25 protein-coding genes, 1 tRNA gene and 1 pseudogene are annotated in these 21,081 nt (G+C 65.7%); 16 read left to right on the top strand and 11 right to left on the bottom strand.

Features of this window, described 5'->3' with window-relative positions; translation table 11 throughout:
* Positions 1–7 precede the first annotated feature (7 nt).
* The 4 genes from QZX79_RS14550 (at position 8) to QZX79_RS14535 (ending at position 1,827) form a co-directional block, all read left to right on the top strand.
* A tRNA-Thr gene (locus tag QZX79_RS14550) sits at positions 8–84 on the top strand.
* Between the two features lie 580 nt (positions 85–664).
* Positions 665–1,048 (top strand): VOC family protein, encoded by a 384-nt coding sequence (locus QZX79_RS14545; protein ID WP_294569275.1) that lies wholly within the window; start codon positions 665–667, stop codon positions 1,046–1,048.
* A 130-nt stretch (positions 1,049–1,178) separates the two neighbouring features.
* Positions 1,179–1,394 (top strand): hypothetical protein, encoded by a 216-nt coding sequence (locus tag QZX79_RS14540; RefSeq protein WP_198813922.1) that lies wholly within the window; start codon positions 1,179–1,181, stop codon positions 1,392–1,394.
* A gap of 259 nt (positions 1,395–1,653) precedes the next feature.
* Positions 1,654–1,827 (top strand): hypothetical protein, encoded by a 174-nt coding sequence (locus QZX79_RS14535; protein WP_294569272.1) that lies wholly within the window; start codon positions 1,654–1,656, stop codon positions 1,825–1,827.
* On the opposite strand, the gene QZX79_RS14530 is transcribed toward QZX79_RS14535, so the two are convergent.
* Positions 1,817–2,221, bottom strand: coding sequence for a hypothetical protein (locus QZX79_RS14530; RefSeq protein ID WP_294569270.1), 405 nt, complete (start codon positions 2,219–2,221; stop codon positions 1,817–1,819). The two genes, QZX79_RS14535 and QZX79_RS14530, sit on opposite strands and share 11 nt — an antisense overlap.
* A gap of 697 nt (positions 2,222–2,918) precedes the next feature.
* On the opposite strand from QZX79_RS14530, the gene QZX79_RS14525 reads away from it, so the two are divergent.
* The 6 genes from QZX79_RS14525 to QZX79_RS14500 all read left to right on the top strand — a co-directional run bounded on the left by QZX79_RS14525 (position 2,919) and on the right by QZX79_RS14500 (position 7,164).
* Positions 2,919–3,158 (top strand): hypothetical protein, encoded by a 240-nt coding sequence (locus QZX79_RS14525; RefSeq protein ID WP_294569268.1) that lies wholly within the window; start codon positions 2,919–2,921, stop codon positions 3,156–3,158.
* A gap of 360 nt (positions 3,159–3,518) precedes the next feature.
* Entirely contained in the window at positions 3,519–4,124 is a 606-nt protein-coding gene (locus tag QZX79_RS14520) for a hypothetical protein (RefSeq protein WP_294569266.1), read from the top strand.
* A 224-nt stretch (positions 4,125–4,348) separates the two neighbouring features.
* Positions 4,349–5,011, top strand: coding sequence for a nicotinamide riboside transporter PnuC (gene pnuC, locus QZX79_RS14515; protein ID WP_294569264.1), 663 nt, complete (start codon positions 4,349–4,351; stop codon positions 5,009–5,011).
* Entirely contained in the window at positions 5,008–6,114 is a 1,107-nt protein-coding gene (locus QZX79_RS14510) for an AAA family ATPase (protein WP_294569262.1), read from the top strand. Before pnuC ends, QZX79_RS14510 begins: the two co-directional genes overlap by 4 nt.
* On the top strand, positions 6,114–6,872 hold the full coding sequence (locus tag QZX79_RS14505) for an NUDIX domain-containing protein (protein ID WP_294569260.1): 759 nt from the start codon (positions 6,114–6,116) through the stop codon (positions 6,870–6,872). The genes QZX79_RS14510 and QZX79_RS14505 overlap by 1 nt, the downstream gene beginning before the upstream one ends.
* A 13-nt stretch (positions 6,873–6,885) precedes the next feature.
* Positions 6,886–7,164 carry a hypothetical protein gene (locus QZX79_RS14500; RefSeq protein WP_294569258.1) on the top strand — a complete coding sequence of 93 codons (279 nt, stop codon included), beginning with the start codon at positions 6,886–6,888 and terminating at the stop codon, positions 7,162–7,164.
* Between the two features lie 42 nt (positions 7,165–7,206).
* Here the strand turns inward: QZX79_RS14500 and QZX79_RS14495 are convergent, their stop codons facing one another.
* From QZX79_RS14495 to QZX79_RS14475, 5 genes are all read right to left on the bottom strand, one after another.
* Complete coding sequence (locus tag QZX79_RS14495; RefSeq protein ID WP_294569256.1) at positions 7,207–8,610, bottom strand: family 16 glycosylhydrolase; 1,404 nt, start codon at positions 8,608–8,610, stop codon at positions 7,207–7,209.
* A 351-nt stretch (positions 8,611–8,961) separates the two neighbouring features.
* Entirely contained in the window at positions 8,962–9,282 is a 321-nt protein-coding gene (locus QZX79_RS14490) for a hypothetical protein (RefSeq protein WP_294569254.1), read from the bottom strand.
* A gap of 144 nt (positions 9,283–9,426) precedes the next feature.
* On the bottom strand, positions 9,427–9,687 hold the full coding sequence (locus tag QZX79_RS14485; protein ID WP_294569252.1) for a hypothetical protein: 261 nt from the start codon (positions 9,685–9,687) through the stop codon (positions 9,427–9,429).
* Between the two features lie 299 nt (positions 9,688–9,986).
* The gene (locus tag QZX79_RS14480) at positions 9,987–10,646 is read right to left on the bottom strand and encodes an alpha/beta fold hydrolase (RefSeq protein ID WP_294569250.1); all 660 of its coding nucleotides are present in this window, start codon (positions 10,644–10,646) and stop codon (positions 9,987–9,989) included.
* A gap of 41 nt (positions 10,647–10,687) precedes the next feature.
* Positions 10,688–11,716 carry a phosphotransferase gene (locus QZX79_RS14475; protein ID WP_294569248.1) on the bottom strand — a complete coding sequence of 343 codons (1,029 nt, stop codon included), beginning with the start codon at positions 11,714–11,716 and terminating at the stop codon, positions 10,688–10,690.
* Between the two features lie 195 nt (positions 11,717–11,911).
* On the opposite strand from QZX79_RS14475, the gene QZX79_RS14470 reads away from it, so the two are divergent.
* A complete protein-coding gene (locus QZX79_RS14470; RefSeq protein WP_294569245.1) occupies positions 11,912–12,088 on the top strand; it encodes a hypothetical protein in 177 nt (58 codons plus the stop codon).
* An 80-nt stretch (positions 12,089–12,168) separates the two neighbouring features.
* Positions 12,169–12,858 (top strand): CPBP family intramembrane glutamic endopeptidase, encoded by a 690-nt coding sequence (locus tag QZX79_RS14465; protein ID WP_294569243.1) that lies wholly within the window; start codon positions 12,169–12,171, stop codon positions 12,856–12,858.
* On the opposite strand, the gene QZX79_RS14460 is transcribed toward QZX79_RS14465, so the two are convergent.
* Positions 12,855–13,253 carry a cold-shock protein gene (locus tag QZX79_RS14460; RefSeq protein WP_294569241.1) on the bottom strand — a complete coding sequence of 133 codons (399 nt, stop codon included), beginning with the start codon at positions 13,251–13,253 and terminating at the stop codon, positions 12,855–12,857. The two genes, QZX79_RS14465 and QZX79_RS14460, sit on opposite strands and share 4 nt — an antisense overlap.
* A 326-nt stretch (positions 13,254–13,579) precedes the next feature.
* On the opposite strand from QZX79_RS14460, the gene QZX79_RS14455 reads away from it, so the two are divergent.
* The gene (locus QZX79_RS14455) at positions 13,580–13,954 is read left to right on the top strand and encodes a tRNA-dihydrouridine synthase (protein WP_294569239.1); all 375 of its coding nucleotides are present in this window, start codon (positions 13,580–13,582) and stop codon (positions 13,952–13,954) included.
* 1 nt (position 13,955) lies between these two features.
* Positions 13,956–15,137, top strand: coding sequence for a glutathionylspermidine synthase family protein (locus tag QZX79_RS14450; protein WP_294569299.1), 1,182 nt, complete (start codon positions 13,956–13,958; stop codon positions 15,135–15,137).
* A gap of 98 nt (positions 15,138–15,235) precedes the next feature.
* Here the strand turns inward: QZX79_RS14450 and QZX79_RS14445 are convergent, their stop codons facing one another.
* The 3 genes from QZX79_RS14445 to QZX79_RS14435 form a co-directional block, all read right to left on the bottom strand.
* Positions 15,236–15,907 carry a M50 family metallopeptidase gene (locus tag QZX79_RS14445; protein WP_294569235.1) on the bottom strand — a complete coding sequence of 224 codons (672 nt, stop codon included), beginning with the start codon at positions 15,905–15,907 and terminating at the stop codon, positions 15,236–15,238.
* 143 nt (positions 15,908–16,050) lie between these two features.
* Positions 16,051–17,013 carry a hypothetical protein gene (locus QZX79_RS14440; RefSeq protein ID WP_294569233.1) on the bottom strand — a complete coding sequence of 321 codons (963 nt, stop codon included), beginning with the start codon at positions 17,011–17,013 and terminating at the stop codon, positions 16,051–16,053.
* A 29-nt stretch (positions 17,014–17,042) separates the two neighbouring features.
* Positions 17,043–17,672: a MerR family transcriptional regulator gene (locus QZX79_RS14435; protein WP_294569231.1), complete on the bottom strand. Its 630-nt coding sequence runs from the start codon at positions 17,670–17,672 to the stop codon at positions 17,043–17,045.
* A gap of 309 nt (positions 17,673–17,981) precedes the next feature.
* Between QZX79_RS14435 and QZX79_RS14430 the strand changes: the two genes are divergently transcribed.
* Positions 17,982–18,665: a hypothetical protein gene (locus QZX79_RS14430; RefSeq protein WP_294569229.1), complete on the top strand. Its 684-nt coding sequence runs from the start codon at positions 17,982–17,984 to the stop codon at positions 18,663–18,665.
* 63 nt (positions 18,666–18,728) lie between these two features.
* Here the strand turns inward: QZX79_RS14430 and QZX79_RS14425 are convergent, their stop codons facing one another.
* Complete coding sequence (locus QZX79_RS14425; RefSeq protein ID WP_294569227.1) at positions 18,729–19,256, bottom strand: YbhB/YbcL family Raf kinase inhibitor-like protein; 528 nt, start codon at positions 19,254–19,256, stop codon at positions 18,729–18,731.
* A 594-nt stretch (positions 19,257–19,850) separates the two neighbouring features.
* Between QZX79_RS14425 and QZX79_RS18610 the strand changes: the two are divergent.
* Positions 19,851–21,074 (top strand): annotated as a pseudogene (locus tag QZX79_RS18610) (L,D-transpeptidase family protein); the annotation flags it as partial.
* Positions 21,075–21,081: the final 7 nt, after the last annotated feature.

Genomic DNA, 21,081 nt, shown 5'->3' with positions numbered 1-21,081 from the left:
CCAGCATGCCTCCTTAGCTCAGTTGGCCAGAGCACCTGTCTTGTAAACAGGGGGTCGCCGGTTCGAATCCGGCAGGGGGCTCCAGCAACCCCTTCCGACGAGGGGAAACGTTGCATCGAGGGTCCGAATCGCCGACCGTGACGCCCCGAATCAAAAATAGAATCAGGTATTGAGGCGCTGCCGCTACAGTGTTTGCCGGCCGTCACCGACTCGGCCGCATAGGCAACTTCAGGACAGTGAACCCCAGAGATCCGCTTGCGGCGGCGGCGGGTCAACCAGAAAAACTCCTGACCCGCGCACAGGTAGCACAGTGGCTCGGCCTCAGGCCGAAGACCATGGCGAATTGGGCCTCATCCGACCTTGGTCCCGACTTCGCGGAATTCCCGGTGTGGATCCCATGTGTGCGGAGATGCCTGTCACCTCACCGGCGCGGATGGCCGGAGTTCCTCTTTGAGCCGGCCGGCGCGGTAGTTCCGGCGGAGCCGGCGCAGGTGCTCACCTTCACCGCGGACCACCCGGACCGGGCGGCCAGCTCGGCCATCGACAGTCAGTTCCAGCTACAGACGATTCCGCGGATCCGCCGCCCCATGCGGAAAGAACAAGGTCCGGTTCCGTCCGCAATCGGGCCTACCCTGAAGTCAAAAGGACCCACAGGAGGAAACTCATGGACTGGAAAATCGAACTCGTTGCCATCCCGGTCTCCGACGTTGACCGGGCGATTGACTTCTACCGCGACAGGGTGGGCTTCGTGCTGGACCACGACCACCGTGTGGGTGAAGGCGTCCGCTTCGTACAATTGACCCCGCCCGGCTCTGCCTGCTCCATTGTTCTGGGGGAGGGGATTACGGAGATGGCCCCTGGTTCGCAGAAAGGCGTCCAGATCGTCGTGCCGGACGCGGCCGGGGCCCGTTCAATGCTCCTCGAAAACGGCGTTGAGGCGAGCGAAGTCGACTTCCAGCCGTGGGGCAGTTTCGTATACTTCTCCGACCCGGACGGCAATACCTGGTCCCTTCAGCAGTTGCCCGACTATGGGGTCTCCCAGAGTTGAGGGGCGTCACGGTGGCGCCTTTGACTCCAGGCGGTGTCCGGTGCCTGGCCCCAGTCCGTGCGGCACTGGTACGACAGTTCACCGCGGACGGTTACGCTTGGCCAACATCCGTCCGCCACCAAGGAGCGCCATGACCGACAGCAAGCTGGGACCCGACGAAGATTTCCCGGAAGACCTGACCAAGCTGGACACCGACGATGTAGAGAATCTCAACAGCAAGGTGGAACGCCAGGTCGACCACGAGTATGTCAAGGAAGGCGACCTGCATCCCGAGACGGCCTTCCGCGACCATGAGCTCGACAGCGAACTCGATGCCCGTGACAAGGCCGAGGACAGCGGGTCCTGAAACCGGCGACATGAGCACCTGGCACGGTACAGGGCCGCCCCGGCGACCGGGACGGCCCTTCGTGCGTTCCTGCTCAGGCGGCCTCCGGCAGCTCAGCCTCGTGGCCGGCGTGGATGTTCTCCTCCATGGCCCGGAACGCGGCCCGTGTCGGTCAGTTGCTGGCACAGCTCCCGAGGGCACCCGTGATGATTGTGAACCCCGGCAATCCGGAGCGCTGACGCAGCCTTCGGCCTAACGCAACAGAACTCCGGAGCGGCCGATGCCCTCAGGCGGGTTTGTCCCGGTTGACGGCGTGCTCTCCGATCCGGCCGACCACTCGCACCTGGAGGGCCCACTGCGGCTGTTCTCCGTCCATGTCCAGGAAACAGTGAAATCCGCGGACCTCGACGCAAGGAAGTCCAGGGTGGTCAGCTACGGAGTCATCACGGAGTAGGCATGCCGGTTCCGGGCGGGAGCACCTCGACGATGGCGTGCCGCTTGCCCTCTTCGGAGAAGGGCTTGTACCAGACCATGAAGCCGTAGGTTCCGGGAGTGAAGTCCGCGGAGAGGTGGATCTGCACCGAGTAGTGGCCGTTGGCGTCGGCATGGACGGTCGGGATGTCGAGCAGGTCAGTGTCGGTCTGCCACTTGCCGAACATAATGCCAATCTCGGCTCCGGGCGGGTAGCCATCTCCGACGACGTTCCAGTAGGTGCCCGCGACACGCTCGACCCGGACCGGTTCGGGACCGGGGACGGGCGCCAGGTCCGGGTAGGTCCACGCGGTGTGCGGCAGGGCCGGGGGGACGTGGACCGGCAGCGGGGCAACGGCCGGGTCCGCGGGCGCCACCGGAACAACCGGTTGCGGGGACTCCGGGATGAAAGGGGCTGGCTGCGGAGCCGCCGGGACGGGTGCGGGAACCGGAGTTGGGGCAGGCGGTGCCACTTCCGGTGCGGGCGCTGGAGTCGGGGTCGGCTTGGGTGCGGGCTTCGGCGTCGCGATGGGGGAAGTGGACGGGCTTGCCGATGGGCTCGGGGCCGGGTGCTCATCAGGAGCGGATACGGCCGGGGTGGAGCAACCCGCGGTCAGCACGGCCGCGAGGGAAAGGGTGAGGATGGGCAGCTTGGGCATGGTCGTTCTTTCATCTGGAAGGGTGGCGCTTTGAATCAGATCTGCTCACCGGGCAGGTGGCAGGCTTGGCTCATCGAAACCGGGATCGGGGCACTTTGGCCTCCGCACGATGTGCGTCACCGCACCCGGCTGCCCCCACAAACCGGATGATGAGGTGGACTCTACATCCGCGAATAAGCTCCAGAGATGCCGTTCTGATCACGGTCTCGCAACGCTTTTCCGACTGCTTGAATCAGGGCTCGTCGACCGACAGCACGAAGATCCACAACCTCCTCCAAATCATCAACGCCTCCCGAAACAGCAATCAGGATCCCTTTCATGGCTACCCCAAGCCGAAGGCCGGCTCGGGGACAAAACCGACGTCGAGTACTCAGGAAATAATTGATTCCAATCGCGTAGGATGCGCCTCATAACGATGATGGGGGAGAAGATGAAGCGCGGTTCGCTCATGATGCGTGCTCTGCACGGATACCTGTTCGGGTTTCTGGCCGCTGTGCCGCACCCGGACAAACACAGCAACTACCGGTACGAGCGGTACGTCGAGGGGCTGCCCGAAGGCGCCACCCCGATGACGTATGAGCAGTGGATTGCAGCCTACGACGCTGAATGGGAGGCGCGGAAAAACGCCCGCCGGCCCCAGCCCGGTGGGAAGTAGATTCCCAACGGGAACGAGAAGGACGAGGGCGGCCAGGGCTAAGCGCTCATAATCTGCTTCCCGGCCGCCCGCCACCGATGCCGGCGCAGGCGGCGCCTATGACTGGACCACACCGACACCATGACGACCCGTGCGGCGGGCCGAAGGGCCGGCGGAGGAACCCGGTGCCGCGGCGACCGCCTGCCGGAACACCAGCACCGCTACGATGTCCGGATGGGGTCCGGGGGGCGGCGAGTCAGTAGAGAGAAGCGGAGGAAACTTGCCCACCGTATCGAAGGTTGGCCGGTTCGCCCGCGCCGGACTGCAGCGGCTCTGGTCGCACTGCTCATCGCTCCCAGCGGAGTGCTTCTAGGCGTCCACATGGAGGCCGAGTTCGACCGGGCCGGCGAAGCCGTCAGAACCCAGGAACACCAGTGGAGCATCATTATCGACAAGGATCCGCGGCGGCGGGGCGGCACCCGGTACTACGTGCTGGTTGACGGGCGGAAGGAAGTGCTGGACTACGCGGGCGTCCTGCCGGACAAATCACTGTACGCACCCGTATGGTACGTCGTGGACCCCGAGGAGGAGTCACACCTCATCGCTGTGGGATCCCCCGGGGACTGGGAGGACAAACCCTGGAACACTTCCTTCAGCTCAGCAGTGCTCGCAGCCTTTGCCCTCGTTGCAATCACATCGGTCTGGTGGCGAATTATCCCCGAGGACAGATGGGTTGTTCTGAACGCGATCTTTCCGAGCAAGAGACCGCCGGGCCGGCGGGCGCGTGACCTAACGCCTCTCGGCGATGTTCTTCCGCTCGTCTGCGCTTGGGCTATCGGAATGGCCGGCGATGATCGCTTTGAGTTCCGAGCAGGTGTCCTCGATGGAAAACTGTTGCGGCTCCGGCGCGCAGCCGGTGAGCATCAGCAGGAGGACGGCGGAGGTGAGTGCGGTGTTCTTTATGGGCTCCCCAGCTTCCATGCGTGAGACGCCTCATCCTAGCTCCTGGCGTGCAAGGCTCTTATGAGCCGGCCTGGAGGCGGTTCCCTGCCTGTCGCGTCGGTCCGGGCGGGTCCGGACCGGGCTAGCTGCGTCTATTTCCGGTCGACGTGACTCGTCTTCGGGAAAGCCGGTTCCCGCTGGGGTTCCCCCGGTGACTTCTCTCGGGTAACATTATTATTGTCAAAGTGACAATAAATGAGGGGGACAACATGACTGCAGTGCTGGACTGGATGAACGCAACGGCCTTCACCCTGCTGAATAACCCTGTTAGCTGGATCGAAGTTATCGGCTTCGTCACCGGAGCAGCCTGCGTCTATGGCGTGGCCAAGCAACGGGCCTGGAACTGGCCGGTGGGCATCCTGAACAACATCGCCTTCACGATCTTGTTCCTGGGCGCCGGACTGTACGGCGAGACCGTCCTGCAGATCGTGTTCGCTTCGGTCGCCGTCTACGGTTGGTACAACTGGGTCCGTGGGGCGAAGGACACCGAGGTGAAGGGTGACCTGCCCATTCGGGACGCGTCCCGCAACGAGGGCCTCATCGGCCTGGTGGCAGTCGTCGCCGCCACCGTCGGAGTGGCCATGATCCTCACCCGCGCCACCGATTCGCAGGTGCCCTGGCCCGACGCATTCGTTCTCGCCGCATCGCTGCTGGCCACCTACGCGCAGGCAAAAAAGATTTTCCAGCACTGGCACGTCTGGATCGTCATCGATCTGGTGTCCATCCCGCTCTACTACAGCCGCGGCCTCGCCCTTACCGCCGTCCTCTACGTCGGATTCCTGGCCCTGTGCATCTACGGCCTCGTCGACTGGAAGCGCGCCCGCGCACTCCAGGCCGGGCCCGCTGTCGAGACAGAGAAGGTGCCAGCGTGACTCTCTACCCGCAGGGCGTAATCATCGGCAAGTTCTACCCGCCCCACGCCGGCCACCGACACCTGATCACGACCGCAGCCGCGCAGAGCCAGAAGCTCGCCGTCGTCGTCCTGGGCAACCGCTTCGAGAACATCACCGTGGCCGACCGGGTCAGGTGGCTAGCGGCAGAGTTCGACGAAACCAATGTCACCGTCATCGGGATGCCCAACGACTGCCCGGAGGACTACCACTCCGCCGCCATCTGGAAGGCCCACGACGAGGCCCTCCGTCTTGCCCTGAAGGTCAGCGGGATCACTAAGGTCGACGCCGTGTTCAGCTCCGAGGAATACGGTGCCGAACTGGCCGCCCACTTCGGCGCCGTCCATGTCATGGTCGACCACGCCCGCACCGCGTACCCCGTCAGCGGGACGTTGTGCCGTGACGATCTCACTGCGGCGTGGCGGAACATCATCAAGCCCGCCCGGCAGGACCTGGCCGTGCGCGTCATCCTCGTCGGCGCGGAATCCACCGGCACCAGCACCCTCACGACGGCGCTCATGGAGCACTACCGGGGCCGTTACCCCGAGCTCGTCGACGTCCCCGAATACGGACGCCAGTACACCTACGACAAGTTCGCCGCCGCGCGGGCGGAGAACCCCGATGCCGTCCTGTCCGATCTGGTGTGGACTTCGGAGGACTTCTCCATCATCGGTGAGCGACAGAACGAGATGGAGAACGAAGCGGCCGCGCGCTGCCCCCTGGTCATCGCCGACACCGACAGCCTCGCCACCTCCCTGTTTGAACGCCTCTACATCGGTGAAGGCAGCTATGGTTCCTATCTGGCCCTGACCCAACTGCCGCACCGGGACATCTATCTCATCACCGACGACGACGGCGTCGACTTCGAGGACGACGGCTGGCGCGAGGCCGAGCACCGCAGGGCCGAAATGACCGAATGGTTCAAGGAGGAACTCACCCGCGCGGGCCACTCCTGGATCCTCGTCACCGGCGATCAGGAGCGGCGCATGGCCACCGCAACTGAGATCATTGACCTGATCATTGCCCAGCGGACCCGCTTCACTTCCCCGCCCTGGGCCACGCGCACGGTACTGGCAGGAGCCTGATGGGCACCGAGGAGCAGTTCCTCCAGGACTACCAGCCCAGGGAGTACCCCTCGGTGGCACTGGCCGTGGACCTGGTCGTCTTCGCCGTGGCCGGGGGTGTCCTGCAGGCGGCGCTCATCCGACGCGGCGGGCACCCTTTCCAAGGGGCGCTGGCACTGCCGGGCGGGTTCGTCCGGGCCGACGAGGATGCTCTCCATGCAGCCTGGCGGGAACTTGCCGAAGAGACCGGCCTGGACCTGGGCGCCCACCGCGCCCACGTCGAGCAGCTCGCAACCTACAGCGACCCGAAACGGGATCCGCGCATGCGCGTGGTCTCCGTGGCGCACTTGGCGCTGCTGGCCACCGATGGGAAGACCCTGCCCGACCTGAATCCCGGATCCGACGCCGCCTCCGCCCAGTGGCAGCCGGTGCACACGGTGCTCGCCAACGAGAAACTCGCGTTCGACCACCAAGACATCCTCACCGACGCACTGGACCGGCTCGCCGGCAAGATGGAATACACCCTGACGGCCGCCCGGCTCGTCCCCGAGGAGTTCACTCTCTCCCAACTGCGCCACGTCTACGACGCCGTCTGGGGGGCCACCATGGACCCAGGCAACTTCACCCGCAAGATGACCCCCGTGCTTGCCGACACCGGCCGGAAGGAGCCGCGTGCCAAGGGTGCCCCGGCCACCGTCTTCAGCGTGGACAAGGATTTCATCAGCCCGCCGCTGACCCGCCCCGCCGCAGCTCAACGTCCGGGCGCAGCCGACAGCTGAGAGAGGAATGTCGATGTCCGACATCATGCCGGTCCACGTCAGGGCGACGTGGGTGGCCAGGGAGGGCCGTTCCCTGATCCTGCGCAGACCGCGCCTTCGGAGGGGGATCGTCTACGACGTCCGGTTCGCGGACGGGACGGTGCATCACGAGGTGCACCTGAGCACGGTGCTGCAGGGTGCCCGCTTTCCGGCTGACTATTCGGCAGTTGTCCGCGGTGCGGAGGCCGTCGCGGGCGACGGTACACCGGGGGTGTGGGTGGACTATCCGTACGGGCAGCCGCTTCCCGAGTGACCCGGTGGGCCGGCAAGCGGAGCGTCTGTTGCTGACAGGCTTCTAGCGCTTGTAGGCCCGGACGTAATCGACTTCCATGAGTGCCGGAAATTGGGTGTCTGCATCCGGTGCACCGGGCCAGCCCCCTCCGACCGCCATGTTGAGCCGGAGGAAGAAGTTCCGGCTGAAGCTCTCATCCATCCACGAGGTGGTCGTCCGGTTCCGCTCGTAGGTTTTCACGCCGTCGACGTACCAGCGGATGACCCCGGGCTCCCACTCAACCGCGTACTGGTGGAACCCGTCAGCCATAGTGCGCCCGTTCGGCAGAATGTACTCGTGGTCCTGCATGCCGTGGGGTGCAGTGTAGCCGTAGTCGTAGTGGATCGTTTGGTGGACCTCGTTCGCCCGGACATGGGTCTCCGCCTTCGAGGAACCGAGGGCTTCCATAATGTCGATCTCACCGACACCGCGGTCGACCGGGCGCATCCAGAAGGCAGGCCAGAGCCCCTTCGAGGTCCCCTGCTGAACAGGGAGCTTCGCACTCATCTCGAACCGGCCGTACGTCGTTTCAAACTTTCCGAGCGTGTTCAGGTGGCCGGAGGTGTACAGCCGTCCGTTCGGGAAGCGCCCGTCGTTGCTGTTGCAGAGAACCGGAGCCGGGAGTTTCTGCGCAGTGATGGTCAGCTTGCCGTTCGCCACACCGACGTTTTCGTTCTGAAGACAGGCAAGCTCGTCGTTGCCGTCACCGTAGGTTGAGTTGTCGAGGACGTTCCATTTCGTGGTGTCTACGGCGGCGCCGTTGAACTCGTCCGCCCAGTACAGCTTCCAGGCAGGTGGTGCCGGGGGCACGGCGTTGGTCTTTGCCGTGAGGACGGCCGACTTCTTCTCGATCCCTCCGATCGTTGCCGATACCTGGATGGTGTAGCTCGTGTTCGGAGCGAGGCCGGTGAGAGTTTCGCCCTTCGTGGCGTCGTCCTGTCCAGCGACGTGGACGCCGTTGACATAGTGCTTGTAGCTTCCGGCGTAACCCGCGGGTGCGTCCCATTCGACCCTGATCGCGGTTTGGGTGGTTCCTGAAGCCACCGGCCGCAGATTCGTCGGCGGAGCCGGCGCGATCGGCGGGGTCCTGGTCGCTTTCATGGTCACGACAGCCGATTTGTATTCAACGCCGCTGATCACGGCGCTGACCTGCACCGTGTGAACCGATCCGGAGGCCAGGCCCGAGAACGTCTCCCCGGTGGTGGGGTCCGAAGCGCCGACGACGAACCTTCCGTCGAGATAGTGCTTGTACACCCCGCTGTAGCCGGGAACCGGGTTCCATACTGCCCGGATCGAGGTCGACGAGCTCGCCGCATAGTCCTGGCGGAGGTTTGTGGGTCCACTTCCCGCGCAGGCTGGACCGAGTCCCACAAGCAGCAGGAGCGCAGCGGCGGCCATTGCTATCAGCGATTCCCGTGGGTGCTTCATGGTGTGCCTATCGCGAGGGTTTTGAAGGTATGAAGACGCCGTTCACCGGACGTGTGGCGCGTCGGGAGGGCTTTGGCGTGGGTTCTGCGGTCCGCGGGGTCAACGACGTCGCAGGCGGGGCGGGCGGCTCGTCGGTTCCCTCCGCGGCGGGAACCTCCGGCTTGCTCCGGCTCTACCCCATTTCAGTTCCTGACCCTACCGCGAAATGTGACCAATGGCACTGATGTTTCAAATGAGACAGAAGTCTTCGTCGGGATAGCCGTCGTTAGTGCAACCTTCCCCAGAGCCCGGGGAACCCCTCCCAGGTCGCTGGAAGGGGTTACTCGCGACGCTAACTTCTCGGCGGTGCGGCTATTCCGCCACGACGCCGTAGTAAGTGATCCGCAGTGTCCCGGCGTCACCGGCGGCCGTTTCCAGGGCCTCCCAGATGTGGACGGAGAACAGCCTCAACTGACCTTCCAGCGGTGAGGAGTCGGCCGGATCGGAGAGCACCTCGCCGTCGATCCGCGAGACGGCGGCGTGCATCTGCGCAAGGGTCTGGGCGAAGACGAACCTCCGGCCGTCCGGACTCAGCAGGGCGGGTCGTGAGTCTGCGCCGCCGTCCACCTCGAGCGTGGCAATGCCAACCAGCACGTCACGCAGCCGGGAGGCGAAGTCGGCGTACTCGGTCACGGGCCCACCTGCCTTTGCGAAGGAATCCGCCCAGCCTAACCGGCCCGGCGGCCCATCGAGTTGCTCTTCACCTCGCTGTGGTGCGCAGGAAGGCCCTAATCCCCGTCCGACAGCAGTCGAAGCCTGCCGGGTAGAGCGCATTGGTTACTGGCGCAGCGGCAAGCGGTCGGTGTGGCGTCGGAGCGCGAGCCGCCTTGGCAGTTCGCGGACGGCCCAGTATGCAACGGCGACCGAGGCGATCAGGAGTATGAACATCAGGTAGAGCCCGATCAACTCCGCCAACGGGGAGCGGAATCCATTCAGCACCCTTAGGCCGCCGAACGCTCCAGCGGTCCAGAATATGAGCACGCCCGCCAGTGCGCCGGCGGACGGAAGAAGGTCACGGTTGTTATTCAGCCACTGCATTTCGGCGTTCCTCAAGATACGGTCCCCACCACAGGTTCCATTGTCCGGATGGGCACCGTTTTCTCCGCCTCGGGCGCGTATTGGCTTCGTCACATTGCGAGGGACGGCGCGATGTGCTGCGGCTTGCGTCCCGGGCGCCCGAAAACGACGGCGGCGCCCGGTTTATCGGGTGCGTTCGTCGCAATGAGGTGCGCCGGTCGCAATCGGGTGCGCCGGCCGCGCGTCGACGCCGTCACGGGGTCGTCAAGGCTGCCAGGTCCACGGTCTGGCGGGTTCCGGTCGGGCTCAGGGGGACAGCATTACGGTCCGGCCCACCGCCCGGCGAAGTCAACCAATGCGGCGGCGACTGCATCCGGTTGGCTGAGGGCGGCATAGTGTCCGCCGTCGATCTCAACCGGCTCGATCCCCAGCCGCTCCCGCACCTGGCGTCTCATGAAGGAGGCCGGGAAGAGGTTGTCCTCCCGGCACAGGATGGCCAGAGTCGGTACCGCGGGGTGCCGGTCCGCCGGCCACGGCCCGGACATCCAGGTGCCCTGCTGATCCCGCTCACGCGCGCGGGCTTCGCGGGCAAGAGCATCAGGGACACCGTTGAAGTAGAGAACCTCCGGGTCGTCGTCGATGCTCTCCGAGTCATGCCCAGTATTGGTCCACCAGTCGGCGAAGCTCTCACCGGGCAGCGGGATCATTCCGGCGAGATAGGCGAGGCCTTCCGCGCCGAGATGTTCGCAGGCCAGCGGTGCGATGAAGCCGCCGAGGGAATGCCCGACGACGATGACATGCCGTGCGGCCGGCACAGCGGCGGCGATGACGGCGAGATACTGCTCGAGCCCGGCGTTGGCATCTTCGATCGGCAGGTCCACGGCAACGGCGTCGTGGCCCGCGCCCTCAAGAAGCGGACCAACCAGATGCCAGTCCCAAGCAGTGGAACCGCCGCCGTGGAGGAGCACAAAAGTCGCCATGGGATTCCCTTTCCGCCGACAGGCAGGTTCAGCGTTTGCGATCAGGACGTCGAGGAGGCGGCCAGCTCCGCGATGAGGAAACGCGCCATATCAGCCCGTGCCGCGATCAGCCGGTGCAGGTGCTCGGAATCCGGCCCGTCCAGCTCAGGGGGGAACAGCGCGGAGAGCCCACTGACGATCGCGGTGGAGATGGCGAATCCCCTCCGTACCAGTTCCCGCGGTAGCGTCGCCCCTTCGTCGCGCAGCCCCCACAGATAGGCATCGAGACAACGGGGCGCGAGCTCAGGCAAAGCCGATCCGGGAAGCAGCCCCTCATTGACGAGTCCGGTCAGCAGCTGGCCGAGGTCGAAGCCGGCCGGGGCGGTGCCGAAGAGGCCCCAGTCGATGGCCACGACGCCGTCGCGGCACTGCAGAAGGTTCTGGGGACAGGCATCGCCGTGTGCGCGGGTACGGGGGAGGGCCGACAGTTCCGACAGGAGCGCGGGAAGCTGCCCGGTCAACGCGACCAAGTCCTCCTCGAGGCGGTCATCCACACTGCCTTCGAAGGCGGGGTGGGAACGGAATGTTCCTGATCGGAGCCGCGGAATGAAGATGTGCTCGCCCGGCCCGAAGACGTAGTCGGCGAGGTCGCGAGGGTTTCCGCGCGGCGCCCCCGCTGCACCGGCCATGCGGCCGAGCAGGTATGCCGTCCGGGCGAAACGGTCGGGGTCCCACTCAGCGTGCGGGTCTTGCTGAACGTCCTCCATCCAGATCGCCGTACTGTCCTCGTCAAGCTCCTCGATGTGGTGCACCGTCGGCAGCCGCAGCCCTTCGGGCAGGTGCTGTCCGAGGCTGCCGGCGTAAACTTCAGCCTCGGTGCGCCAGGGGTAGTGTTCGACGACGAATCCCCGCAGCTCTTCAGGGATCTGCTCAATCCCAGACCAGCGCAGCGGAGTATGGATTACCTTGAGAATCGATGAGAAGGCGTGTCGGTCCTCTCCCTCGCCTGCCGTGCCCTGCAGCCGCCACAGTCCGGCGGTCGTCATGTTCGACAGCGGGACGCCGAGGGGGACCAGCACATGGTCGCTCACTGGAAGCGGGTGGCCCGCACCAACTGCCGACCCAGCCACCTTCGCCAACGTTTCCGGGGACGGCTGCACGTTCTGCACAGGGACATTGTCCCGCCCGGTCCGACGGCGGACAAGGCCGTCGGTCGCGCCTGTGGCTCACGTGACGGCACGGGACGGTGGCCGCAGCCTGAGGAAATCGGGAGTACTCTCAGGCGCATGTTGATCAGCGACGACGACGCACCTACCGCGCCCGGAGGACCGGCGATGGGCATTCTGCTCAAGGGCCTCGGTGCCGGCGCCGTCCTGGGCACTTTCTGCGGAGCCGTCCTGCTGTTGGATACCGGGGCGGGCAGCCCGGCTGCCTGCGGCATGATGGCGGGATGGGGCAAATGATGGACCACGGTGGAAGCCCGAATCCAGGTGCCGGTGGCGCAGGCGCCCGTTCGCTGGACCGAATGCAGGGGGCTCCGGGAGTGACCCTGAAACAGGCCGGCTGGGCACTGCTGTTCGTAGTGATCTATGCCGCTGCCTTCTTTGCTGCCGTGCTGGCAGCCGGGCTGCTCGGCCTCATCGATTCCGTCGCAGCCGTTGTGGTTATCAGCCTCTGCGGCGTGACCGCCGCCGTCATCCTTGCCTTGTACGTCCATCTCTTCCGGCGGAACCGCCTAAGTCTCCGTGATCTTGGGTTCCGCCGGCCGACGCGCCGGATGTTCCACCTGCTCTGGCAGATCCCCGTCTCGATGCTGGCCGCCGGAGTGCTGCAGGGACTTTTCCTTGCTGTGTTGGCTCCGTTGGGCGTTGACACTTCATCGGCTGGCTCGTCTGATGACCCCCTTTCCGAGGTCATCACCGCGGTGCCCGCCCCGGTGTTTGTCATCGCATTTCTCGTCATCGCCGTCCTCACTCCGCTGTGGGAGGAGGTGCTGTTCCGGGGCGCCTTCCTCAGCGGTTTCCTGAGGCGGTTCCGACCTTCCGCGGCCGTCGTGCTCTCGGCTGTTCTCTTCGCCGCAGTCCACCTCGTGCTGCTGACCTTCGTCTATCTCTTCGCGCTCGGAGTGGCCCTGGCCCTCCTTCAACGGTTCCACCGGAACCTCTGGGCGCCCGTTCTGCTTCACGCGGTGAACAACGCGGTGGTCACGCTCGTGGCCTTTTCGGTTGCCTAGGGCGAGGCCGGTCCATCGTCGTCGAAGGTGATGTGCAGGTGGCTTTCGTAGGCGCGGCTTATCGGAAGCCCCCGGGTGCGCGTTTGCATCGGATCGTCGTCGCCGGTCGTGAACCGCAGCTCTTCCTCAACGGACCGATGTATTGACGCTCCGCCGTCCGGGATTCGGTCGGGCCGGGCACCCGGGGGCCACACCCGCGTGGCGCTGAAGTGATACCCGTCCTGCTCGGCCCTTTCGAAGTCCATTTCGATGATCTGGCCCTCAGCCAGGTCCCGGAGACCGCCTTCGGCGGCCGCGCTGAAGTGTACCCAGCATCCGCCGGGGGTCTCCGCCGAAGAAATCACTCCCCATCCGTGCTCGGCCGACCAGTACGAAACCTTTCCGAGTGCCGCCATGGAGAAGATCATAGGGCGCACCGCGCCCGTCGCTCACTACCTTCGGGCGACGCCGCCACAGCCAATTCTGGCGGAGCACTCCTGCTGGTGGGTTACAGTACTTTTCAAGCGTCAGGACCAACGGTCCGGGGATTCACTTCGGGCCAGCACCCCGCCGTTCCACCAGGCCGCCTGCCTTGCCGCTGAGCGGACACCTCGTACGTACCAGCAGAGGGCCCGGATTCATTCATCATCCCAGCGACCGGAAGCCGACCATGACCGATATCCAAGCCCCATCAGCGGGCGATCGGAATCGAAGCCGCCGAAGTGCGTCCCTTTCCATTGGTGTGACGGCGCTTCTTGCAAGCGCCGTGCTCACCGGATGCTCCCCCTCGGGCGAGGTGATCGACGCCGACTACGCCCAGGTCTGCCAGGACCGCACCACGCAGGAGCGGGTCGAGGACAGCAAGTGCAGCGAGGAAGGCCGGTCCTCCGGCGTCTACGGGTGGTACTTTTTCGCCATGGGGGCGCGCAGCGCGGCTATCAGCAGGTCCATTCCTCCCGTCGGGTCAACGCTTTCCGGCGGCGTCACCACGGTTCCGGCGGGTGCTTCGACCCGGAGCGGCCTGCCCGCCTCGGGGTCTTCGGCGGTAAGCCGGGGCGGTTTCGGCGACAGTGCCAAGTCGGGCAGCGGCGGCCGCTCGGGAAGCATGGGTGGCTGAGGTGAAGCGCATTCCCTCCGTTCCGCGCCCCGACTGGAAACAGAAGATCGAAAGCCAGGGCCTCGTCTTTTCGACGACGGTCCTGCCCGATGGCTCCTCAATCGAGTACTGGAACGAAAGTGCCTTCTACCAGTTCGACCTTGTCGAAGTGGAAATGCTCGAAAAGGTCACCGAGGAACTGCATGGCATGTGCATCGAGGCCGCCCGGTACCTCGCCACCGGGGCGATGGGCACCATCGGCATCGGTCCGGAAGCCCTGAAGCTGGCAGCGAGTTCCCTTGCGCGCAGCGAACCCGCCGTCTACGGGCGCTTCGACTTCGCCTACGACGGCGTGAACCCGCCCAAAATGCTCGAATACAACGGCGATACCCCCACCGGGCTGATCGAGGCGTCGATCGCCCAGTGGTACTGGCTGCAGGACGTGATGCCCCACAAGGACCAGTGGAACGGCATCCACGAAGCCCTTGTCCGGGCGTGGGAGAAGCAGCGTGGGGGCCTCGATGGAGCAAGGCTGCATGTGGCCCACACCGAAGTCGAAGAGTCGGGCGAAGACTGGATGACCGCCGCCTACATGCTCGATGTCGCCAACCAGGCAGGGTGGGAGACCGTCGGCATCAACATGAGCGACATCGGCTGGAACGCCCGCACCAAGCGGTTCGTCGACCTTGATGAGAACGTCATCAGCAGCATCTTCAAGCTGTATCCGTGGGAACACATGATGAAGGAGGACTTCGGCAGGAACATCCGGGATTGGCCGGTGATGACCCGATGGTATGAACCAGCGTGGAAAATGTTCCTCTCGAACAAGGCGCTCCTTGCCGCACTCTGGCATCTCTACCCAGGGCACCCCAACCTCCTGCCGTCCTATCTGGAGGGCCCTCACGGGATGGAGGAGTGGGTAGCCAAACCCCTTCATGGACGCGAAGGGGACAATATCCGCATCCATGCGAAGGGGATCGAGCTCGAGCAGCCTGGGGACTACGGCGCCGAAGGTTGGTGCTACCAGGCCTGGAGCCCCCTGCCTGACTTCGACGGCAATCACCCGGTCCTCGGCTCCTGGATCGTCGACGGAGAAGCGGTCGGCGTGGGCATCCGCGAATCGGACGGGTACATCACCGACTACTTCTGCCGCTTCGTCCCCAACGTCATCGACGCCCCGGCCCCGGTCCTTGGCGCAGAATGAGCGCGAAACCCCGGAGGTTCCTGTCCCGCCTGCTCTGGTAGTCCCGGTGCCTGCGGCGTGGGCTCCCACGGGGACCAGCTGAGAAGCCGGCCGAGGAACTAGAGCGCTGCCACCACCATCCCGACGGCTCGCCCGGCGAGGAACCAGGAACCGCCGATCACCGCCGTGAAAAGGAACAGCCACACCGCGGAGGGGACGACGGTGCGCCGGGAGAGCAGATACGCGTCCGAGGTTTCAAGCCGGTGCCGGTGCCGGAGATGGACCATGGTGACATTGAGCAGGTCGCGGACCGAGCCCACCAGAAGGGCCAGCCCGAGACCGACGACGAGGTGCCCGGTGAACACCGGTGGGACGAAGAGCATCAGCCCGACGACGGCGGCGATCGTGCCCAGGAGGATGAGCAGGCCCCCGGCATTCCGGATGAAAAGGACGGTCAGCACAAGGACGAGGGCTCCGGCCGACATCGCGGCCGGCCCCCACCCGGTAAGGCCGGCCCAGACGAGGCCGGCCCCGACCACCGCCGGAACGGGGTAGCCCCAGAACCCGGACCACACCGTCCGGAGCCCGCTCCGGCCAAAGGAGGTGGTTCTGCCGGAGTGGTCGAGCCTCAGGGTGATGCCTGTGATTCTGTGCCCCACCATCAGGGCGGAAAACGCATGCCCGAGTTCGTGTACGACCGTCGACACCAGGCCGAACCACCGCCAGGTGGCCCGCGGAACCGACAGCGCTGCCGCTCCGGCGAGGATGAGTCCCAGTTCGATCGACGTCACGACCGGAGCCTCACCTCGCGCAAAGGTGCCCAAAAACCATTCACCGAAGGTGCTCAACCGCCCGCCCGCCTATTCATCCCGGTCAGCCTAGCGCCTGCGGGCTGGGGAACCGGACGGCGGGGGACCGGACGGCGGATGGGCTCCTAGGTGGTTCGGACCGGAGAGGCCGGGCCGGACCGAAGGATGACGATGATTGCTGCTGCCGCTGCGACGAACAGCCCCGTGGCGGCGGTGGCGGTCACCGGACTCGGTTGGACAATCGATTCACCGGCAAGGGCCTGAAGTGTCAGCACCACAAGCATCCCGGCGTACAGCAGCGACAGGACGATGACGATACCCAGCCGCACCCCCTCAGGCCGGAGAACCGGGAACCTGCGGGCAGCCCACGCCAGCGCGAGCGCCGCGATCGGCAGCAGCTGCAGGGCGTGCATTCCCACGAAGTGCGGGACCCGCAGGTCGCCGCCCACGGTGCTCCAGCCCAGCAGGAACAGCCCGGGACCGCCGTCGGGCACGCCGACGGCATGGGCTCCGGCCACACCCTGGAAGTCCTCAAGCTGGGCGCTGGTGGGTGAGGTCATGAAGTACGCAACACCCATGCCGGCCAGACCGAGGACGACCCCGGCCCGGACCGCCCAGGAGACCGCCCGGTCGCCGAGCCGACTGAGGGCAAGGAGGACGCCGACAATCAACGTTGCAAGCCAGACCACTACGATCGACAGCGCCATCACCCCCCACAGGGTGGCGTGAAGCGGGGTCGAGACGTTGAAGTGGCTGGTGGTGCCGAAGGGCACGGCGCCGACGATGACTACCATTTCAATGACGAGCGCGGCGGCCGCCACGGTGCCCATCCACCAGGCGAGTCTCCGGCCGCGGGTGAGAAGACTCGTGAGCCAGGCAAGGGTGAAGGCGTAGATGAATATCGAGAGGGCGAACTTCAGCGGTTTGGCCCACGCTGGAGCACCGGTGATCTCGCGGGGATCGAAGATCAGCCCCAGCAGGCTGATGACGGCAAGCAGGGCCATGGCCCCGGCGAGGACAAGCAGCGGGCGGTGCCACGTCAGCGCGGCACGGGTGGGACGCTGGGAATCCGGGATGAGCAGTTCCATGATGTCTCCAAGGTGATCAGGAAGATGCATTAGGGAGCGGTTTCGGTGCTCCTGGAGGGGTAGCGCTGGCTGGAGAAGTGCTCCTGCGCAGCGCGGCGGAGGGCGGCGAGGAGGGCATCGCCGAGCACGGTGCCGATCACGACGGTCTCGGCTTTCGCCAGCCGGCCCTCCCGGCGGTCGATTAGGTCGATGTCTGCTTCGCCGATGATCTCGGCCGCTTTGCGGTAACTGTCCCGCCACGCGCCGTCGGCCTCAAGCCCGGCCTCGGCCATCGCCCGGAGTGTTTTCGCCACGCCGAAACGGCCGGGGCCGTCGTGGTAGGTCAGGCCGGCGAGAAAATCGTCGGCGCGGGCAAGATCGGCGTCGCTCAGGTCGGTTCCGTCGACGTCGGGTGAGGCCGCGCGCTGGGCGAGGCCGAAGGTCCAGTTCAGCGGCAGGTCGGAATCGATGGCGTCAAGGACGGTCTTGGCCGAAGCGACCGAGAGCCCGCCCACCTGGGTGAGCGTGCGGATGATTCCGAGGCGCCGCACGTGGGCTTCCGAGTAGGTCGCCTGGTTGGCATGGGTCTTGGCTCCCGGCGGGAGAAGGCCCTCGCGCAGGTACAGCTTGATCGTGGGCTGGGAGACGCCACTGGCGGCACTCAGCTGCGAGATCTTCATAACGGATACTGTAACTATCTATAGTCGTGGTGTCTATGTTTCTTTCAACGCCGGATCGGCGGGGATTCGTTGTCCATAGTCATCCTCATCTCCCGGCGGTCCGTCGCTCGAGCGGACGGCCCGTAGAGCGGTTTCGTTGCAGTGCGGCGCGCAACCATTCCCGCCCCACTGTCCCCCGGCCGGTAGGCCTCGGACCGTGGTACCACCATGGCGCTCGGGACGGCACATCGGCCCTATGCCGCAGCGTCCGGCACTTCTTAATCTCGAAGAGGAAGCCCAGCCGGGCTCCCGACGAGAAAGGAACCTCCGATGACCCCCTATCTCACCCGCTGGGTCGGTGCCGGATTGATCGCCCTGCCCGTCTCCGCGCTGATGACCGCCCTGTCCACGCTTAAACCACAGCCCGATCAGGAAAAGGACCCCCAGGCGTGGGCGGAGTTCGTCACCACTCCGATATACCTCACCAGTCACCTGATCGGCAGCACCGGCGGCACGATCCTGGGCATGTTCGGATTCCTCGCCCTGGGCATATACCTCGCCGGCGGGAGGGCCGCCCGGCTCGCGGTGCCCGCAATGGTCACCGCGGTCTTCGCCCAGACCCTGCTGCTGGTGCCTTCGGTCATCTCAACGTTCGTCACGCCGGCGGTCGGCCACGCCTATCTGGCGGGGATACCGGAGGCCATGGAGCTCGAATTCCCTGCTTCGATGATGGGCACTTTCCTGCTCGGGCTCCTGCTCGCCTTCGCCGGCCAGGTGCTCCTCGGGGTGGCCGTGTGGCGCTCGGATGTCCTCCCCAAGGGTGCCGGGGCCCTGTGGATCGCCGCCGCGGTGATCTTCTACCCGCTGGGGGTCGTGCTCGGAATGGTGACCACCGGCAGCAGCCTGCCCACCCAGCCGGTCGGTGCCCTTTTGGCGGCCGTTGCCGGCGGCTGGATTGCCTGGACCGCTGTGCATAGTGCCCGGCGGCGACGCCTTCAGCCGCATAGTGGGTAAGGCGTACGGGTCGCCAGATCGGCAGTCGGACCCTGCGCGGAGGGCCCTCGCCGTCGCGCCGGGCTACTGCTCGAACGTACCGATCACCCGTGCCCGGCCCAGCGTATGCGGGTACAGGTTGAAGCCCAGGAACGCGACACCGGCGTCGGCGGGCAGCTCAAGCCGCTCGACATCGACCGCGTGAACCACGAAATGGTAGTGATGGGTGCCGTGGCCGGGAGGTGGCGCGGCGCCGACGTATCCCCTGAATCCGGCGTCGTTGCGCAGCTGGATGGCACCTTCGGGCAGCAGCGATCCGTCCTCGGATCCTGCGCCTGCGGGCAGGGACGTGACATCGGCCGGAATATTGAACACACCCCAGTGCCAGAATCCGCTGGCCGAGGGTGCATCCGGGTCATAGGCGGTGACGGCGAAACTCTTCGTCCCCTCGGGGAAACCCCGCCAGGAGAGCTGCGGTGACACGTCTTCGCCGCCCGCACCGAAGACGCCGGAGGCCTGCTGCATCCGAAGCGGCTGAAGATTCTCGACATCGTCACTGGTCACCTCGAACTCGGCCACCACCGGCAGATCGGCGTAGGGGTCGCGGGTCATTGCTGCCTCCTCGAAGAATTGGGATATCGGAGTGCTTGTCCACGGGACGGCCCGGTTCCGCCTGCCCTGTCCATCGACGGCGGCCCGGCCGCGCTGCGGGGTGCCAGCCTAACAGAGCCGCAATCCCGCTGACTGCCCCTCGTCACGGCTTTGTTGGCGCGCGGCTGCGGCACCGCATCGGCATCGGAATTGGCGTCCATTGGCGCTGAATAGCCGTCCGGCTTTCGGCCGGCACGGTGGGCCATTGACGGAATCCGGGATGGATAACCATTCGGCCACAGGATCTACCGGGAACTTTGCGGCTCCCCGTGAATCCGATACGCTCCGGTGATCAGGTTTAATTTGGGGGGATTTGGGATGATGAAATCATCGTTTGGCGTGGCAACATCACCGCCGACCGCAACAAGTGGGTAATGACGTTTCTGCACTGTCCTTTCCGGGAAACCCCCGCGGTTAACCGCCTGAGGCACCCGGAAGCGGCCCTTCCGCAACCCACCCTCCGCTGACTCCAGCGCTCTGCCCGCGTGCTTCGTCGCGCGCTCCGGCGGTCCTCCCTGCGGTAATTCCTCCCTTCACTTTGCGCAAAAGGTATTCATGAAAACACGATCCGCGGGGCTGCGGACCATCGCCGCGGTACTTGCCGTGGCCGGCATACTGGACGGCGGCCTCCTCGAACAAGCGCCCGCGGCACGGGCCGACATCCGGGAGGCAATCCAGGAGACGAACCCCTGCGAACGGTTGAACGCAGGCCAGGTGCTGTATCCGGGGTACGGGGCAAACCGGGTCACGTTCGCGACCACGGCCCACCGCAGCAGCAGTGATGCCCTGATCACCACCTGCGTGAGGTCGGGTGAGCGCTACGCGCAGGACTGGCAGAGCCCCGGAAACGTGGGACGGAATGGGTTTCGAGCGCCCGGTGTCCCAAGCGGCCACACGGCGGCGGAGTATTCCCCAACGGGCTCCTATTCGGTCACCGAAGGCTTCGGGCTGTGGAACCCGGGCACCCGGCTCCGGTTCCGGATTCTCAACAGTCGATCCCGCTGGGGCGGCGGCGGAGAATATTCGTCCGATTACAATCGATATTTCGAATCGAGTTCCCACGACTTCCCCGACGAAGACATGTGGGATTTCGCGACGCGCCCGACCGGAGATTACCGGCAGGGCGTGGTCCTGAATTACAACAGGCCACCGGATTCTCCCATCCGGGAGGGTGCCGGATTCGCAATCTTTATGCATTCGAATCCGGCGCCGACGGCGGGATGCATCGCGTTGCCCGAGGCGCTGGTCACCCGCTATCTCAAGGATGCGGTGCCCGGTGACCGGGTCATCATGGGCGCGGTGGGTGATGTCTTCACCCCCTACTCCGCCGACCCGACCGGTCCGATCACCAGCAAGTACACGGTGGCCGGTGGGCGGGTGGCATTGGGCGGGCCCGTGGGTAATGAGGTCACGGGGCTGACGCGTGGCGGAAGCTCCCAGGATTTCGAGCGGGGGACCCTCCGGTGGTCACCGGAGGGCGGGGCGCACGTCGTCCGGGGTGTGATCCGGGGCGCCTATGACCGGTCGGGCCGGGAGCAGGGAGCCCTGGGGTATCCGACGTCGGATGAGATGGGCGGAAACGGCGGGGTTTTCCAGACGTTCGAGGGCGGGGCGGTCTACTACTCCCGTGCGACCGGTGCCCGGATCTCCACGGGCCTGATCCACAACCTCTATCTGGCGGAGGCCCGGACGGGCCGGTTGGGCTATCCGACGTCCAATCCCACGCCGATTTTCGGCGGAGTCCGCCAGGCCTTTCAGGGCGGGTCGATCACCTGGTCCCTGAGTG

Origin of the sequence: uncultured Arthrobacter sp., from assembly GCF_902805515.1 — a bacterium.
In the GTDB taxonomy this organism is placed as follows: domain Bacteria; phylum Actinomycetota; class Actinomycetes; order Actinomycetales; family Micrococcaceae; genus Arthrobacter_D.
Note: the sequence above shows the minus strand (reverse complement) of the source record. Positions and strands in the feature narration are given on the sequence as shown.

What these genes read in the sequence shown, in the direction of transcription:
- QZX79_RS14545 (WP_294569275.1), top strand. Translation starts at nt 665, where the DNA reads ATGGACTGGAAAATCGAACTCGTTGCCATCCCGGTCTCCGACGTTGAC.
- QZX79_RS14540 (WP_198813922.1), top strand. Translation starts at nt 1,179, where the DNA reads ATGACCGACAGCAAGCTGGGACCCGACGAAGATTTCCCGGAAGACCTG.
- QZX79_RS14535 (WP_294569272.1), top strand. Translation starts at nt 1,654, where the DNA reads ATGCCCTCAGGCGGGTTTGTCCCGGTTGACGGCGTGCTCTCCGATCCG.
- QZX79_RS14525 (WP_294569268.1), top strand. Translation starts at nt 2,919, where the DNA reads ATGATGGGGGAGAAGATGAAGCGCGGTTCGCTCATGATGCGTGCTCTG.
- QZX79_RS14520 (WP_294569266.1), top strand. Translation starts at nt 3,519, where the DNA reads ATGGAGGCCGAGTTCGACCGGGCCGGCGAAGCCGTCAGAACCCAGGAA.
- pnuC (WP_294569264.1), top strand. Translation starts at nt 4,349, where the DNA reads ATGACTGCAGTGCTGGACTGGATGAACGCAACGGCCTTCACCCTGCTG.
- QZX79_RS14505 (WP_294569260.1), top strand. Translation starts at nt 6,114, where the DNA reads ATGGGCACCGAGGAGCAGTTCCTCCAGGACTACCAGCCCAGGGAGTAC.
- QZX79_RS14500 (WP_294569258.1), top strand. Translation starts at nt 6,886, where the DNA reads ATGTCCGACATCATGCCGGTCCACGTCAGGGCGACGTGGGTGGCCAGG.
- QZX79_RS14495 (WP_294569256.1), bottom strand. Translation starts at nt 8,610, where the DNA reads ATGAAGCACCCACGGGAATCGCTGATAGCAATGGCCGCCGCTGCGCTC.
- QZX79_RS14485 (WP_294569252.1), bottom strand. Translation starts at nt 9,687, where the DNA reads ATGCAGTGGCTGAATAACAACCGTGACCTTCTTCCGTCCGCCGGCGCA.
- QZX79_RS14480 (WP_294569250.1), bottom strand. Translation starts at nt 10,646, where the DNA reads ATGGCGACTTTTGTGCTCCTCCACGGCGGCGGTTCCACTGCTTGGGAC.
- QZX79_RS14470 (WP_294569245.1), top strand. Translation starts at nt 11,912, where the DNA reads ATGTTGATCAGCGACGACGACGCACCTACCGCGCCCGGAGGACCGGCG.
- QZX79_RS14460 (WP_294569241.1), bottom strand. Translation starts at nt 13,253, where the DNA reads ATGGCGGCACTCGGAAAGGTTTCGTACTGGTCGGCCGAGCACGGATGG.
- QZX79_RS14440 (WP_294569233.1), bottom strand. Translation starts at nt 17,013, where the DNA reads ATGGAACTGCTCATCCCGGATTCCCAGCGTCCCACCCGTGCCGCGCTG.
- QZX79_RS14435 (WP_294569231.1), bottom strand. Translation starts at nt 17,672, where the DNA reads ATGAAGATCTCGCAGCTGAGTGCCGCCAGTGGCGTCTCCCAGCCCACG.
- QZX79_RS14430 (WP_294569229.1), top strand. Translation starts at nt 17,982, where the DNA reads ATGACCCCCTATCTCACCCGCTGGGTCGGTGCCGGATTGATCGCCCTG.
- QZX79_RS14425 (WP_294569227.1), bottom strand. Translation starts at nt 19,256, where the DNA reads ATGACCCGCGACCCCTACGCCGATCTGCCGGTGGTGGCCGAGTTCGAG.